The organism is Pseudomonas sp. Mb7 (assembly GCF_054790525.1).
The window spans coordinates 3,627,501-3,642,343 of sequence record NZ_CP186501.1; the positions used below are offsets into that span (position 1 = coordinate 3,627,501).

Sequence of the window (14,843 nt, forward strand, 5' to 3'; positions counted from 1 at the left end):
GACCCGTAACCCAATGCCAGACATGGATTTTTTCGGACAGGGATTTCAAAACGCTTAGAGCGCAGGCGAACACAGGCAAACCCGGGCATTAGACTCGTGGCCGCTATAAGGACGGTAATGAAACGAATTTTGATACTGATCGCCATACTGGCTATTGCGGGTTGTGCGGCGACTTCGGAAACCAAGGTAAAACGCGGAAAAAAAGGGCTGCACATCAACTGCTCAGGGCTATCGTCCTCCTGGGACAAATGCTACGCCAGCGCCGCCAATGCTTGCTTGCCGAAAGGCTATAAGGTCATCGCCAAATCCGGTGACACCGTGGAAGAACCCGGCGATTACCCGTTCGGTCTCAATCCTGCGGGTTACACCAGTCGCAGCATGATTGTCATCTGTAAATAGATCAGCGCTGCGCGGCAATCTGCCGGCCAATTTCTTCATGGCTGGACTTCAGCACCGCTTGCTGAACGTCCGGCGTAGCCAACATGCGCGCCACCACCAAGGCCCCGACGCATTGCGACAGCACCGACCACGCCAGGGTCTCGCTCTCAAGTATCTGTGCCCAGCGCTCTTGCAGCCGACGAATCCATAACTCGGCTTGCTCCCGTACTTGGATATCCGATCGGGCAATTTCCGCGCCCAGCGCCGGCAACGCGCAACCGGCTTCAGGTTGTTCTACGTGAGCCATGCTCAGATAGTGCTTGAGACAGCGCTCCAGTCGCTCACGATCCTGCGCGCCCTCGCCCCCCAGTCGCTCAAGGCTTTGCCCCAACTCTCGCTCGACGATGGCGGTGAACAACGCATCTTTCGACGAAAAGTGACTATAGAACGCCGCGCCACTCAATCCGATAGCCTTCATCAAGCCGTCGACGCCTACCGTGGAAAACCCCGAACGCTTTGCTGACAGCGAACTGCTCTGCAATAGCTTTTCCCGGGTTTCCAACTTGTGACTGGCGGAGTAACGCATGTGTTTGCCCTCGAATCGACTGCCTTGACGTGGTCTGGATCCTAGCATAACGTTCGTTCACTTAACGATCGTTTAATAAAGGCATCTACCCATGAATAACAAGAAGGTCGTATTAGTGGTTGGCGCCGGCGATGCCACGGGAGGGGCGATTGCCAAGCGTTTTGCCAAAGAAGGATTCATCGCCTGCGTCACCCGACGCAGCGCCGACAAATTGCAGCCGCTGGTGGACGCGATCAAGGCTGAAGGCGGTGAAGCCCACGGTTTTGCCTGCGATGCGCGCAAAGAAGAAGACGTAATCGCTCTGATTGAAGACATCGAGACTCGCCTCGGTCCGATCGAAGCTTTTGTATTCAATATCGGCGCCAATGTGCCGTGCAGCATTCTTGAAGAAACCGCACGCAAGTATTTCAAGATTTGGGAAATGGCCTGTTTCTCAGGCTTCCTCAATGCCCGTGAAGTGGCCAAACGCATGGTCACGCGCAATCGCGGCACGATTCTCTTCACCGGTGCCACCGCTGGGCTGCGTGGCGCTTCCGGATTCGCCGCATTCGCCGGCGCTAAGCACGGCATCCGCGCACTGGCGCAAAGCATGGCGCGGGAACTCGGGCCGATGAACATCCACGTCGCCCATGTGGTGGTCGATGGTGCGATCGACACCGATTTCATTCGCAACAGTTTCCCCGAGAAGTACGCCACCAAAGATCAGGATGGCATCCTCAATCCCGAGCACATCGCCGAGAACTACTGGTATCTGCACAGTCAGCCACGGGATGCCTGGACGTTCGAGCTGGATCTGCGCCCCTGGAACGAACGCTGGTAAGGCCCCGCCATAACAATAACGACAGAGACGCGAAAATGACTAAAACCGTGGAGTTCTATTTCGACCTTGGCAGCCCTGCCACCTATCTGGCCTACACTCAATTGCCGAAGATTTGTGCCGAGACGAACAGTGAGCTGATTTACATCCCGATGCTGCTCGGTGGCGTATTCAAGGCAACCGGCAACGCGTCACCGGCAATGATTCCGGCGAAGGGTCGGTATATGTTTCAGGATCTGGATCGCTACGCGAAACGCTACGGGGTACCGCTGAGATTTAATCCGCATTTCCCGATCAACACACTGATGCTGATGCGTGCGGTCACGGGTATCCAATTACGTCAGCCAGAACGCTTTGAGGCGTTTATCGATTGTCTGTTCACGGCGCTATGGGTTGAAGGACGCAGCCTTGACGAGCCCGCGACTGTCGCCGCTGTACTGAGCGAACACGGTTTCGACCCGCAGGAAGTTCTGGCGCTGAGCAACGATGAATCTGTCAAAGCAGCGCTTAAGGAGAACACCGAAACGGCGGTTAAACGCGGCGTGTTCGGCGCACCGAGCATGTTCATCGGTAATCAGCTGTTCTTCGGCCAGGATCGGCTCGACTTCGTTGAGGAAGCCTTGCGCCAAGGCTAAGCGATCATTCAGGCGCTGGACACAGCGCCTGAATTCAGCCGATCAGATCGCCGCAGTACGGGTGTTCAACCACTCCAGCGCAGCCCCCTCAAGCAACGGACTCAGGCGCTCACGCACTTCTGTGTGGTAGCTGTTGAACCATTGCTTCTCTTCCTCAGTCAGCAGCGCCGGCAGCAGGCATCGCGTATCGATCGGGCACAGCGTCAAGGTTTCAAACCTGAGGAATTCACCGAACTCACTGCTGCCCGCCTCGCGGTTCATCGCCAGGTTCTCGATACGCACACCCCAACGGCCCGGACGATATGTACCCGGCTCGATCGACGTGATCATCCCCGGCTGCATGGCCGTCTGCGGTGCCGGCGCGGCCTGATAGGCAATCACCTGCGGGCCTTCATGGACATTGAGGAAATAGCCAACGCCGTGACCGGTGCCGTGGCCGTAATCCACGCTGTCGGCCCAGATCGGCGCACGGGCGATGGCGTCCAGCAGCGGCGAGAGAATGCCTTTCGGGAACTGCGCGCGCGACAGCGCGATCACGCCCTTGAGCACGCGCGTGCAATCGCGCTTCTGCTCTTCGCTCGGCGTACCGACCGGCACCATCCGCGTGATGTCCGTGGTGCCGCCCAGGTACTGTCCACCCGAGTCGATCAGCAGCAAGCCGTCACCCTCGATCACCGCGTGTTCTTCTTCGGTCGCGTGGTAATGCGGCATCGCGCCATTGGCGTTAAACGCAGCAATGGTGTTGAAACTCAGCGAGACATAATCCGGACGACGCTCGCGAGCAGCGGTGAGCTTCTCATCGATGGTCAGTTCGGTAATGCGTTCGCGGCCCCAAGCAGATTCCAGCCAGGTAAAGAATTCGCACAGCGCCGCACCGTCCTGCTCCATGGCTTGGCGGATGTGTTGAGCATCGGCTTCACTTTTCTGCGACTTGGCCAGCGTGGTCGGATTCAAGCCTTCGACCAGTTTCACTGCGCTGTCGAGATTATCCAGTAAACCGCTGGTCACTCGTGCCGGATCAACCAGCAGGCTCGCGCCACTCGGTACGGCACGCAGGGCATCAGCGACTTCGCTGTAATCACGCAGCGTTACGCCATCCTGTTCCAGCACAGCGCGCAATTCGCCATCAACTTTGCTCAGCGCCACGAACAACGTCGCCTGCTGCTGATCGATCAAAGCAAACGAAACAAACACCGGGTTGAACGACACATCGCCGCCGCGCAGGTTGAACAGCCAGGCAATGTCGTCGAGGGTGGCGATGAAATGCCAGTCGGCCCCGCGCTCCCGCAAAGTTTCGCGCAGTTTGGCGAGTTTCTCGCCACGGCTGACCGTCGCCTGCGGTGGCAGATGCTGATAGATCGGTGCATTCGGCAGGCTCGGGCGATCACTCCAGACTTCCTGCAGCAGATCGATATCGGTACGCAGGCGCGCACCGCGTGCTTCAAGCTTGCTGCTCAGGGTACGCGCCGACGCCACGGCCATCACCGCACCGTCAACCGCGACCACGCCACCTTCCGGTGTCTGCTCGGCAAGCCAGTCCAGCGGCTCGGTTGACCCGGTTGCAGTTTGACCAGCTCGATGCCGCTGCCCTTGAGTTCCTTGGTCGCCTGTTCCCAGTAACGACTGTCGGCCCAGACACCGGCGAAATCAACGGTGACAATCAACGTCCCGACCGAACCATGGAAGCCCGACAACCACTGCCGGCCCTGCCAGTAACCCGGCAGGTATTCCGACAAGTGCGGGTCGGCGGACGGCACCAACAACGCATGAATGCCTTCACGGCGCATCAGTTCACGGGTCTGCGCCAGGCGCTGGGGCACCGATCCTTCGGTCGAGGTCTGGGTACTCATCATGTCTCCTGCTAATCACTTCATCGTTATTGTTCGTAGCCGAGAGGTCGGCTCGTTTAAAGCCCGGTCGCCCAGAATGCCGGAGCACTGGCGCAGGCGGTCTTGATCAATGCACAAGCCTTGTCGATATCCTCGGCGGTGGTGAAACGACCGAGGCTCAGCCGAATGGTGCGACCGGCCAGGTGCGCGTCATGCCCCAGCGCCAACAACACGTGGGATGGCGTGTTACTGGCCGAGTTGCAGGCCGAGGTCGCGGAAAAGGCAATCGAATGGCTCAACGCCGCACTGTTGAATTCACCTTCGCTGAAGGTCAGGCTCAAGGTGTGCGGAATGCGTTGAGTGGCGCAACCATTGAGACGTACGCCCGGCAGGCTGAGCAGTTGTTCGAGCAAGCGTTCACGCAACACGACGATAGTTTTTGTCTCGTCATCGAACGTCTCGGCGGCCAGCGCGAACGCTGCGCCCATGCCGGCAATCTGGTGCGTCGCCAACGTCCCGGAGCGCAAGCCACCTTCATGTCCGCCGCCGTGAATCTGCGCCTGTAACCGCTGCTGCGCCCGTGGGCCGACATACAATGCGCCGATGCCTTTGGGGCCGTAGAGTTTGTGTGCGGAGAAGGACATCAGATCCACCGGCCATTGCCCCAGATCGATTGCCACTTTGCCGGCGCCCTGCGCCGCATCGACGTGGAACAATGCCTCGCGACTACGCACCACTTCGCCAATCGCTTGAACATCATTGACGGTACCCAACTCGTTGTTGACCAGCATCAGCGACACCAGAAAGGTATCGTCGCGCATAGCTTCACTGACCGCTTGCGGGGTGATCAGGCCATCGGCATCCGGCACCAGATAGGTTACGGCGACGCCGGCGTCCTGCAATTGGCGGGCGGTATCGAGAATGGCTTTGTGTTCGATCTGACTGGTAATGATGTGGCCGCCGGGGACACCGCGGGCCTGCGCCACGCCTTTGAGGGCAAGGTTATTGGACTCGGTGGCACCGGAGGTCCAGACGATCTGCCCAGCCTTGGCGCCGACCAGTTCGGCGACCTGTCGGCGGGCCTGCTCGACCGTGTGTCGGGCTTGCTGGCCGAACGCGTGGGAGCTGGAAGCCGGGTTGCCAAAGTTACCGTGAAACCCCAGACACTCGATCATCACCTGGATGACCCGCTCGTCAACCGGGGTGGTGGCGGCGTAATCGAAATACAACGGACGTGTGTTCATAAAAGACTCGCAGAGCGTGTTCCGGGATCAGGAGGCTCGTGTCTGCAAACGGCACGGCGCAGCCTTGTGAGCTGCGCGTCGGTTCGAGAGCGTCATCAATACCTGATCGGATGCCGTTAAAGAAGAACAACTTCATTTAAAAGTGCGTAGGAACGCTCCTGAAGCCGAGCTTAACAGGCATCCGGCCTGCGGTTGAAGCAATGCGTCAGCTAAAGCTTTCGAGAAGTAACGGGTACAGCGAAATCACCAGCAATGCGGCCATGCCCCAGTTGAACACGCGCAACCAGCGCGGATCCTTCAGCACATTGCGCAACAAAGTACCGCAGGCGGCCCAGACGCCGACGCTCGGCAGGTTGATGATGGCGAACACTGCAGCAATCACCACGACATTGGTGAAATAGCCCTGCATCGGCGTGTAGGTGCTGATGGCCCCGATGGCCATGATCCACGCCTTGGGATTGACCCACTGAAACGCGGCCGCGCCGAGGTAGCTGATCGGCTTCGCCTCGCCTTCGGCGCTGTCGCCGACCGGTCCCGAGTGAGCAATTTTCCAAGCCAGATACAGCAGATAGGCCGCGCCGACATAGCGCAGAACCGTGTAGAGAATCGGGTAGGTCTGAAACACCGCACCGAGGCCAAAGCCCACGGCCACGACCAGAACGAAGAAGCCGCAAGTGATCCCGAGCATGTGCGGGATGGTGCGGTTGAAGCCGAAATTCACTCCCGATGCCAGCAACATGGTGTTGTTCGGCCCCGGCGTAATAGAGGTGACTAGGGCAAACAGGGCAAAGCCCAACAGCAGGTCAAGCGAGAGGTTCATGGCAGGCAATCCATCAGGGTCATTCAGGTGTAGACCCTATCCCACGCCGCCCGGCAAGCCCACGGACAGTTGGGGAAAACTTCCACCAGTACAGTTTGTTTTCAGCTAGGACGACCGTGCAGCTGTACGGCACGTTCGGCGCTCATTTCAGCTTTCTTGTCGAACTGAGTCTGACCGAGCAATTGCGCTTTTTTTGCGTGGTATTCGTCGAAGGACAAGCCGCTGCGATTCAGTGCTTCCATCGCCAATTCACGGGATTCTTCATCGGTGTAAGGGCGCAGTTCCGGTGCTACATGCCCAGCACAACCGGCGAGTACGGAGACAGCGAGCAACAGGGAAACGGTGAGTAAACGATTCATGGGAGCGTCCTGGCGAGCAATGGGGGGTCGATGGACAAAGGCTACGCCCGGGCACGCTTGCGCAGAAATCAACGCTCTCAATAGTGGCTATCAGGAAATCGACACGTGCTGGCACATATCTCTTAACGATCTATAAATATCAATTAACGTTCTTTTACGGAATAACAAACTGCCTCTATAACTCCCTGCATGCGCTGAGCACTGTTGCTCCAGCAACTGTTGCTCAGCCAACACTGATTCAACAAAGCACCCTGCTACTCACAGGCGCGACCGCCGCGCTAACGCTCAACGCCTTGTAAACCGGGGCTTCCAGGAATTGGTACAGCGCTTGCTCTGACCCGGTGACTCACTCACTGCTCGCTGAGCAACTGTTGAAAAAAGGAACTGATCATGTCGCGTCCCCTGAAAGTCGTCGCCCTCTCCGGCGGCACCTGGCGTCCGTCCCGTACTTTGGTGCTGACCCAAGCCTTGCTCGCCGAACTGGCCGGGCATCTGACCATCGAAAGCCATTTGATCGAACTCGGTGATATCGCTCGCCCGCTCGGTGGCGCGCTGTCGCGTCAGGAGCTCAGTGCCGAGGTTGAAGCCGAGTTGCAGGCCATTGAACAGGCCGATCTGCTAATTGTTGCCGCGCCGGTTTATCGCGGTTCTTATCCGGGCCTGCTCAAGCATCTGTTCGACCTGATCGACCTCAACGCCTTGATTGACACCCCGGTGCTGCTCGCCGCTACCGGCGGCAGCGAACGCCATGCGCTGGTGCTCGATCACCAGTTGCGGCCGCTGTTGAGCTTCTTCCAGGCCATGACCTTGCCGATCGGCGTGTACGCCACCGAAGCCGACTTCGCCGATTACCAGATCACCAGCGAGCTGCTGAAGGCGCGCATCCGCCTGGCGGCCGAACGCGCCGCGCCGCTGTTCGCCACCCAAATCAAACCTTTGCTGAAAATCGCCTGAGGAGCCGTTCATGGATGTTTTCTGGTTCCTGCCGACCCACGGTGACGGCCACTATCTGGGCACTACCCAAGGTGCGCGCCCAGTCACCCTCAATTATCTGAAACAAGTGGCGCAGGCGGCTGACAGCCTCGGCTACCACGGCGTGCTGATCCCCACCGGACGCTCCTGCGAAGACTCCTGGGTGATCGCCTCGGCGCTGGTGCCGCTGACCGAACGTCTGCGTTATCTGGTGGCGATCCGTCCGGGAATCATCTCGCCGACGGTGTCGGCGCGCATGGCTGCGACGCTTGACCGGTTATCCAACGGCCGCTTGCTGATCAACGTCGTGACCGGCGGCGATCCGGACGAAAACCGTGGCGACGGCAGTTTTCTCAGTCACGCCGAGCGCTATGAAGTTACCGATGAATTCCTGAAAATCTGGCGCCGCGTGTTGCAGGGCGAGGCGGTGGATTTCGACGGCAAACACCTGAAGGTGCAGAACGCCAAAGCCCTCTATCCGCCCGTGCAGAAACCCTATCCGCCGCTGTACTTCGGCGGCTCATCCGATGCCGCGCATGATCTGGCCGCCGAACAGGTCGATGTCTATCTGACCTGGGGCGAACCGCCGGCCGCGGTTGCGGAAAAACTCGCCGACGTGCGCGAACGAGCGGCGCGGCATGGGCGCAAAGTGAAGTTCGGCATCCGCTTGCACGTGATCGTGCGCGAGACCGCCGAAGAGGCGTGGAAAGCTGCGGACAAACTGATCGAACACATCAGCGACGAGACTATTGAGGCGGCACAGAAATCCTTTTCCCGGTTCGACTCCGAAGGCCAGCGACGCATGGCGGCTTTGCACGATGGTCGTCGCGACAACCTCGAAATTGCCCCCAACCTGTGGGCCGGTGTCGGTCTGGTGCGTGGCGGTGCCGGTACGGCGCTGGTCGGCGATCCGCAGCAAGTGGCGGCGCGGATCAAGGAATACGCGGATCTGGGCATCGAGAGTTTCATCTTCTCCGGTTATCCGCATCTGGAAGAGGCTTACCGCTTTGCCGAGCTGGTGTTCCCGCTGTTGCCCGAGCCTTACGCCAGTCTGGCCGGGCGTGGCGTGACCAATCTGACCGGGCCGTTTGGCGAAATGATTGCCAATGATGTGTTGCCCACAAAAGCCTCGGCGTAAACAAATCCCCTGTAGGAGCTGCTGCAGGCTGCGATCTTTTGACTTTGATTTCTAAAAACCAGATCAAAAGATCGCAGCCTGCGGCAGCTCCTACAAGGGCAGTTTGAATTCAGGAGTGTTGGTGTGACCGCCAAACCGCAAAGTACCTTGTTATCCCCATTGCAGACCGCCCGCCAACTGGCTGCCGAGTTTGCCCTGACCGCCGTCGAACGTGACGAACGTGGTGGCACGCCAAAAGTCGAGCGCGATGCCCTGCGCGACAGCGGCCTGCTGGCCCTGAGCATTCCCACCCGCTACGGCGGCCTCGGCGCGAGTTGGAGCGAAACCCTGCAGGTCGTTCGCGAATTCGCCAAGATCGACAGCTCGATCGCCCACGTTTTCGGTTTTCATCATTTGATGCTCGCCACCGTGCGCCTGTTTTCCCGGCCGGAACAATGGCAGCCGTGGTTCGAACAGACCGCGCGGCAGAACTGGTTCTGGGGCAATGCGCTCAACCCGCTCGACACTCGGACCGTGGTCAAGGATCTCGGCGGCTGGCGCGAATTTTCCGGGAAGAAAAGCTTCTGTTCCGGCGCCAGCGACTCACAAATGCTGATCGCCTCGGCCGTCGATGAGAGCGCTGGCGGCAAATTACTGATCGCGGCGATTCCCAGCGGCCGCAGTGGTATCACCCTGCACAACGACTGGAACAACATCGGCCAGCGCCAGAGCGACAGCGGCAGCGCGACCTTTGAACGGGTGCGGGTCGAAGAGTCGGAATTGCTCCTCGATCCCGGCCCGCTGAGCACGCCGTTCGCCTGCCTGCGGCCATTGATCGCGCAACTGACTTTCACGCATATGTTTCTCGGGATTGCCGAAGGCGCCTTTGAAGACGCGCGGCAATACACCCTCAATGAAACCCGGCTCTGGCACAAATCCTCGGCGCGCGATGTGCGCGAAGATCCGTACGTGCTCGCGCATTACGGCGAGTTCTGGGTGGCGCTGGAAGGCATTCGTCTGCTGGTCGAACGCGCGGCCGCATTGCTCGATGAAGCCTGGGCCAAGGGTGCGAATCTCAGTGCCGAGGAGCGCGGCCAAGTCGCGACAGCGATTGCCACCGCGAAAGTTGCCGCCAGCCGTCAGGGCCTGGAGATTTGCAGCCGTCTGTTCGAAGTGACCGGCGCGCGTTCCACCCACGCTTCCCTGCGCCTCGATCGTCACTGGCGCAACCTGCGCACGCAAACCCTGCACGACCCGCTGGACTACAAACTCCATGAGCTGGGCGACTGGGCGCTGAACCAGTCGCTGCCGGTGCCGACTTTCTATTCCTGATCTGCCTGCATTTGAACTAAAAAGAAGGACGAGCCCATGCAACTGCTGACCCTACCCCCCTCCCCCGCGCTCGCCACGTCGATCCGCGCCACCGCGCAGGTGTTCGAAGACCCGAAATCCCAGGCCCTGCTCGCGCATTTGCAACAGGTCGCGCCGAGCGAAGCCAGTGTGCTGATCATCGGTGAGACCGGCACCGGCAAAGAGCTGGTAGCGCGGCATATTCATAACCTCAGCAACCGCCGTCATCGGCCGTTTATCGCGGTCAATTGCGGCGCGTTTTCCGAGTCGCTGGTAGAGGCAGAATTGTTCGGTCATGAAAAAGGTGCGTTCACCGGTGCGCTGAGCGCCAAGGCCGGATGGTTCGAGGAAGCGGACGGCGGCACCTTGTTTCTCGATGAGATCGGCGATCTGCCGATGGCGATTCAGGTGAAGTTGCTGCGGGTGTTGCAGGAGCGCGAAGTGGTGCGGCTGGGCTCGCGCAAAAGCATTCCCATCGATGTGCGGGTGCTGGCAGCGACCAACGTGCAGTTGGAGAAGGCCATCAATGCCGGCCATTTCCGCGAGGATCTGTATTACCGCCTCAACGTGGTCAATCTGGAATTGAGCCCGTTGCGTGAGCGTCCCGGCGATATCCTCCCGCTCACGCGCCATTTCATCGAGGCCTACAGCCAGCGCCTGGGTTATGGCCGCGTCAGTATCAGCCCCGGTGCCGAGCACAAACTGCGTGGCTACAGTTGGCCGGGCAACATTCGCGAACTGGAAAACGTCATCCATCACACCCTGCTGATCTGCCGCAATGGCGTGATCGAACGCGATGATCTGCGCCTGTCGAACCTGCGTATCGATCGCCCGGACGATCATCACAGCAGCGCCGATGATTCACCGGAAGCGTTGCTGGAACAGGCCTTTCAAAAACTGTTCGCGCAACAGGCCGGTGCTTTGCACGAGAAAGTCGAAGACGCCTTGCTGCGCGCAGCGTATCGCTTTTGCCATTACAACCAGGTGCACACCGCAGCACTGCTCGGTCTGAGCCGCAACGTCACCCGCACGCGTTTGATCAAGATCGGCGAACTGGCAGTCAACAAGCGGCGACTCACGGAAAACCTGCAGGGCGAGCGCCTGATCCAGTTGTCGATCTAGCCAACCAGGTGGCAGTGCAGCGCATCGTCGTGACTGCGGGCGATGCTGCTCAGCACCTGAAATGAATTGAAGGTGATGGTTTTCGCCTGATGGGTGTGAATCAGTTGCCAGAAATCCTGCTCGCCGCTTTCAAAGCTGCGAAACGCCGCCTCCCCCGCCTCGCGGGTCTGCCATTGGAGAAAACTCAGCACGCGCCGGCCGTCATCGCTGGCCTGCACACTGGCACTGACAAAACCGCCGTAGCGCTGAGCCAGACGCTCGGTTTGCCTCGATAGTGCAGTCACCAGCGCAGGTTGTTGGCGTGGTTCGATTTCAAATTCGATCAGTTGGGTAAAACTGCGGTTGTTCATGGAATGCCCCCAGTCAGCGTAAGACGAGCCTTGCGACTCGAAGACCTGCAGGGTAAAACCTCTAGTTAAGTCAAGGTCAAGAGCTGTCTGCAGATGATCAGCAAAGAAAATGTGCACAAGCAGTTAACAGTCGGCGAAGTCGCGGCGCGCAGCGGTGTCGCCGTCACCGCCCTGCACTTTTATGAGTCCAAAGGCTTGATCAAGAGCCAGCGCAATGCCGGCAATCAGCGCCGTTATCCGCGCGAAGTGCTGCGCCGGGTGGCGTTGATCAAAGTCGCGCAGCGGCTGGGGATTCCATTGGCGGAGATTGGCGAGGCGCTGAAAATCCTTCCGGATGATCGTGCGCCCAGCGCGGCCGACTGGAAAATCCTCTCGGAGCAATGGCGCCGAGAGTTGGATGAACGGATCGAACAACTGACGCTACTGCGTGACCGGCTCAATGGCTGCATCGGTTGCGGGTGTTTGTCGATGGAGGCTTGCCCGCTGCGCAATCAGGGCGATGTACTCGGCGAACAAGGCCCGGGGCCGCACTTTCCAAAGGATTGACTGCTCGTCGGGCAAAAACCTGCACGGCGAGGACGGTTCTATAGTGAATCTTCCACAAATCCGGTGGAGTCCTGTCCCATAGAACAACAATTCAGGGAGAACGTCATGAGCGTCAAACCCATTCCCGAGGGGTATCACAGCATTACCCCGTATCTCGGCATCCACAAAGCGGCCGAGGCCATCGATTTCTATAAAAAAGCCTTCGGCGCCACCGAAGTCATGCGCCTGGCCATGCCTGACGGCGGCATCGGTCACGCCGAACTACGCATTGGCGACAGCGCGATCATGCTCGGCTCGCCGTGCGATCAGGGACCGTTGAGCAATCCCGATAAAAGCGTGTCAGTTGGTTTGCATCTGTACGTAACCGATGTCGACAAGTCCTTTCAGCGAGCGCTGGACGCGGGGGCGACGACGGTGTCCGAGGTCAAGGATCAGTTTTACGGTGATCGCAGCGGAACATTGAAGGATCCGTATGGGCATCTGTGGTTTCTGGCCTCGCGCAAGGAGGATCTGACCGAGGAACAGATCAAGCAGCGGGCGATGGAGATGTTTCAGCAGGGTTGAGCATCTCAGTGTCTGGACTGGCACTATCGCGAGCAGGCTCACTCCTACAGGGGAACGCATTCCAACTGTAGGAGTGAGCCTGCTCGCGATGAGGCCATAACTATCAACACCCATCACACTTCATGAACCTGCCCACCACGCTTTGCCCCTTGCCGCGAACGCCGGACGATTTCAGGATGCAGCCAACCAGAACCCTGAAAAAGGATCAGCCCGATGTTTGCCGGATTCCGCAAAGACCAGCGTCACGTCAACGGCGTCGACATTGCCTACCGCCTCGGCGGCAGCGGCCCGGGCCTGTTGCTGTTGCACGGGCACCCGCAGACCCATGTGATCTGGCACAAGATTGCCGAACAACTGGCCGAACACTTCACCGTGGTCGCCGCCGACCTGCGCGGTTACGGCGACAGCAGTCGCCCGGCCGCTGATGAGCTGCACGCCCATTACTCGAAACGCGAAATGGCCCGCGACAATGTCGAGTTGATGCAGGCGCTGGGCTTCGAGCAGTTTTCGATTCTCGCTCACGACCGTGGCGCGCGGGTCGCCCATCGTCTCGCGCTTGATCACCCGAACGCCGTGCAGCGCATGATGCTGCTCGACATCGCCCCGACCCTGTCGATGTATACGCAAACCAACGAAGCCTTTGCCCGCGCGTATTGGCACTGGTTCTTCCTGATCCGCCCGGCACCACTGCCGGAAACCCTGATCGAAGCGGATCCGGAAGGCTATCTGCGCAGCGTGATGGGCAGCCGCAGCGCCGGACTCAAGCCGTTTACCGATGAAGCCTTTGGCGAATACCTGCGCTGCCTGCAACGACCGGGCAGCGCTCGCGGCATCTGCGAAGACTATCGCGCCAGCGCCGGCATCGATCTTGCGCACGACCGCGCCGACATCGCCGCCGGGCATCAGCTGAATCTACCGCTGCGCGTGTTGTGGGGCGCCGAAGGTACGGTCGGGCGCTGCTTCGATCCGCTCAAGGAATGGCAGCAAGTGGCGTCGAACGTCAGCGGTCAGGCATTGCCCGCTGGCCATTACATTGCCGAAGAAGTCCCCGAACGGTTGCTCGCCGAAGCACTGGCCTTTCTGCGCTGACCGGAAACACTGGATCTCGGTGCTATGCTGGCGGCTTCTGCCGCCAGTGTTCGTTTTTGACATGTCCCAGAAGAAAGACACCGTGCCCCTGCCCGAAGACCTGCGCGTACTGCTCACCGTAATCCGCAAGAACGGCTTTGCCGCTGCAGCGGATGAGTTGGGCCTGTCACCGGCCTACGTCAGCAAACGCATCCAGATTCTCGAAACCACCCTCGCCACGCGTCTGTTGCACCGCACCAGCCGTCGCGTCTCGCTGACCGAGGACGGTGAGCGCGTGCAGCGCTGGGCGTTGCGCATTCTCGATGATTTCCAGCAGTTGCACGATGAACTCTCCGACGCCCACGGCAGCCCGCGTGGGCGTTTGCACATTTGCAGCAGTTTCGGTTTCGGTCGCAATCACGTAGCCCCGGCGGTGTCGTTGCTGGCCGAACGTTATCCAGAACTGGAGATTCGCCTCGACCTGTTTGACCGGGTGGTGGACATCATCAACGAAGGCTTCGATCTGGAGATCCGCGTCGGCGATGACCTGCCCGGCCAGCACATCGGTCGACGCCTGGTCAGTAACCGGCGGGTGCTGTGCGCCGCTCCCGGTTATCTGCAACGTCGCGGCACACCGCAGACGCTGGACGAACTGCAACAGCACGATTGCCTGGTGATCAAGGAGCGCGACAACGCCTTTGGGATCTGGAATCTGGATCGCGATGGCGGGCAAGAGAGCGTGCGAGTCAGCGGGCCATTGTCATCAAACAACGGCGAAATCGTTTTGCAATGGGCGCTGGATGGACGTGGGGTTTTGTTGCGGTCGTTGTGGGATGTGAAGCCGTTGCTGGAGCAAGGACGCCTGGTGCAGGTGCTGGAGGATTACGGCCAGAGTGCCAATGTCTGGGCGGTGTACCCGACGCGGCTGGCGCATTCGGGGAAGTTGCGCGCGTGTGTGGAGTTTTTGCAGGCGCATTTCAAAAGCCTGTCGCTATAGCTCAAAACACCACAAAAACCTGTGGGAGCTGGCTTGTCGGAACGCCGTATCGCAGCGATGGCGTCAGCTCAGCCAACACAAATGCTGGA

At 59.6% G+C, this 14,843-nt stretch carries 16 protein-coding genes and 1 pseudogene; 11 read left to right on the top strand and 6 right to left on the bottom strand.

Going from position 1 to position 14,843, the window contains the following annotated elements; translation table 11 throughout:
• Positions 1 to 117: 117 nt before the first annotated feature.
• Positions 118 to 399, top strand: coding sequence for a hypothetical protein (locus ACOYXH_RS16255; protein WP_093434980.1), 282 nt, complete (start codon positions 118 to 120; stop codon positions 397 to 399).
• 1 nt (position 400) lies between these two features.
• On the opposite strand, the gene ACOYXH_RS16260 is transcribed toward ACOYXH_RS16255, so the two are convergent.
• Positions 401 to 964 carry a TetR/AcrR family transcriptional regulator gene (locus ACOYXH_RS16260; RefSeq protein ID WP_258708593.1) on the bottom strand — a complete coding sequence of 188 codons (564 nt, stop codon included), beginning with the start codon at positions 962 to 964 and terminating at the stop codon, positions 401 to 403.
• Between the two features lie 91 nt (positions 965 to 1,055).
• On the opposite strand from ACOYXH_RS16260, the gene ACOYXH_RS16265 reads away from it, so the two are divergent.
• On the top strand, positions 1,056 to 1,784 hold the full coding sequence (locus tag ACOYXH_RS16265; protein ID WP_095048398.1) for an SDR family oxidoreductase: 729 nt from the start codon (positions 1,056 to 1,058) through the stop codon (positions 1,782 to 1,784).
• Between the two features lie 35 nt (positions 1,785 to 1,819).
• On the top strand, positions 1,820 to 2,416 hold the full coding sequence (locus tag ACOYXH_RS16270) for a 2-hydroxychromene-2-carboxylate isomerase (protein ID WP_093434986.1): 597 nt from the start codon (positions 1,820 to 1,822) through the stop codon (positions 2,414 to 2,416).
• A 42-nt stretch (positions 2,417 to 2,458) separates the two neighbouring features.
• Here the strand turns inward: ACOYXH_RS16270 and ACOYXH_RS16275 are convergent.
• The 4 genes and pseudogenes from ACOYXH_RS16275 to ACOYXH_RS16290 all read right to left on the bottom strand — a co-directional run bounded on the left by ACOYXH_RS16275 (position 2,459) and on the right by ACOYXH_RS16290 (position 6,668).
• A pseudogene (locus tag ACOYXH_RS16275) lies at positions 2,459 to 4,266 on the bottom strand (aminopeptidase P family protein).
• Between the two features lie 56 nt (positions 4,267 to 4,322).
• Positions 4,323 to 5,489, bottom strand: a complete 1,167-nt coding sequence (locus ACOYXH_RS16280) for an aminotransferase class V-fold PLP-dependent enzyme (protein WP_460409804.1) — start codon at positions 5,487 to 5,489, stop codon at positions 4,323 to 4,325.
• 205 nt (positions 5,490 to 5,694) lie between these two features.
• A complete protein-coding gene (locus ACOYXH_RS16285; protein ID WP_034155169.1) occupies positions 5,695 to 6,309 on the bottom strand; it encodes a LysE family translocator in 615 nt (204 codons plus the stop codon).
• 101 nt (positions 6,310 to 6,410) lie between these two features.
• Positions 6,411 to 6,668, bottom strand: a complete 258-nt coding sequence (locus tag ACOYXH_RS16290) for a hypothetical protein (protein ID WP_220556624.1) — start codon at positions 6,666 to 6,668, stop codon at positions 6,411 to 6,413.
• Between the two features lie 390 nt (positions 6,669 to 7,058).
• Between ACOYXH_RS16290 and msuE the strand changes: the two genes are divergently transcribed.
• The 4 genes from msuE (at position 7,059) to ACOYXH_RS16310 (ending at position 11,229) form a co-directional block, all read left to right on the top strand.
• Positions 7,059 to 7,622 (top strand): FMN reductase, encoded by a 564-nt coding sequence (msuE, locus tag ACOYXH_RS16295; RefSeq protein ID WP_095125117.1) that lies wholly within the window; start codon positions 7,059 to 7,061, stop codon positions 7,620 to 7,622.
• A 10-nt stretch (positions 7,623 to 7,632) separates the two neighbouring features.
• A complete protein-coding gene (gene ssuD / locus ACOYXH_RS16300; RefSeq protein WP_007949711.1) occupies positions 7,633 to 8,778 on the top strand; it encodes an FMNH2-dependent alkanesulfonate monooxygenase in 1,146 nt (381 codons plus the stop codon).
• A 123-nt stretch (positions 8,779 to 8,901) separates the two neighbouring features.
• Positions 8,902 to 10,089 carry an acyl-CoA dehydrogenase family protein gene (locus ACOYXH_RS16305; RefSeq protein WP_460409805.1) on the top strand — a complete coding sequence of 396 codons (1,188 nt, stop codon included), beginning with the start codon at positions 8,902 to 8,904 and terminating at the stop codon, positions 10,087 to 10,089.
• Positions 10,090 to 10,125: 36 nt separating this feature from the next.
• Positions 10,126 to 11,229 (top strand): sigma-54 interaction domain-containing protein, encoded by a 1,104-nt coding sequence (locus tag ACOYXH_RS16310; RefSeq protein WP_220556626.1) that lies wholly within the window; start codon positions 10,126 to 10,128, stop codon positions 11,227 to 11,229.
• Here the strand turns inward: ACOYXH_RS16310 and ACOYXH_RS16315 are convergent.
• Complete coding sequence (locus tag ACOYXH_RS16315; protein WP_320413310.1) at positions 11,226 to 11,579, bottom strand: antibiotic biosynthesis monooxygenase; 354 nt, start codon at positions 11,577 to 11,579, stop codon at positions 11,226 to 11,228. The genes ACOYXH_RS16310 and ACOYXH_RS16315 overlap by 4 nt on opposite strands.
• 93 nt (positions 11,580 to 11,672) lie before the next feature.
• Between ACOYXH_RS16315 and soxR the strand changes: the two genes are divergently transcribed.
• The 4 genes from soxR (at position 11,673) to ACOYXH_RS16335 (ending at position 14,754) form a co-directional block, all read left to right on the top strand.
• Entirely contained in the window at positions 11,673 to 12,125 is a 453-nt protein-coding gene (gene soxR, locus ACOYXH_RS16320) for a redox-sensitive transcriptional activator SoxR (protein WP_220556628.1), read from the top strand.
• Positions 12,126 to 12,230: 105 nt separating this feature from the next.
• Positions 12,231 to 12,689, top strand: a complete 459-nt coding sequence (locus ACOYXH_RS16325) for a VOC family protein (RefSeq protein WP_093435014.1) — start codon at positions 12,231 to 12,233, stop codon at positions 12,687 to 12,689.
• Positions 12,690 to 12,902: 213 nt separating this feature from the next.
• On the top strand, positions 12,903 to 13,778 hold the full coding sequence (locus ACOYXH_RS16330; RefSeq protein WP_220556629.1) for an alpha/beta fold hydrolase: 876 nt from the start codon (positions 12,903 to 12,905) through the stop codon (positions 13,776 to 13,778).
• A 61-nt stretch (positions 13,779 to 13,839) separates the two neighbouring features.
• Complete coding sequence (locus ACOYXH_RS16335; RefSeq protein ID WP_320413311.1) at positions 13,840 to 14,754, top strand: LysR substrate-binding domain-containing protein; 915 nt, start codon at positions 13,840 to 13,842, stop codon at positions 14,752 to 14,754.
• The last annotated feature ends 89 nt before the right edge of the window (positions 14,755 to 14,843 follow it).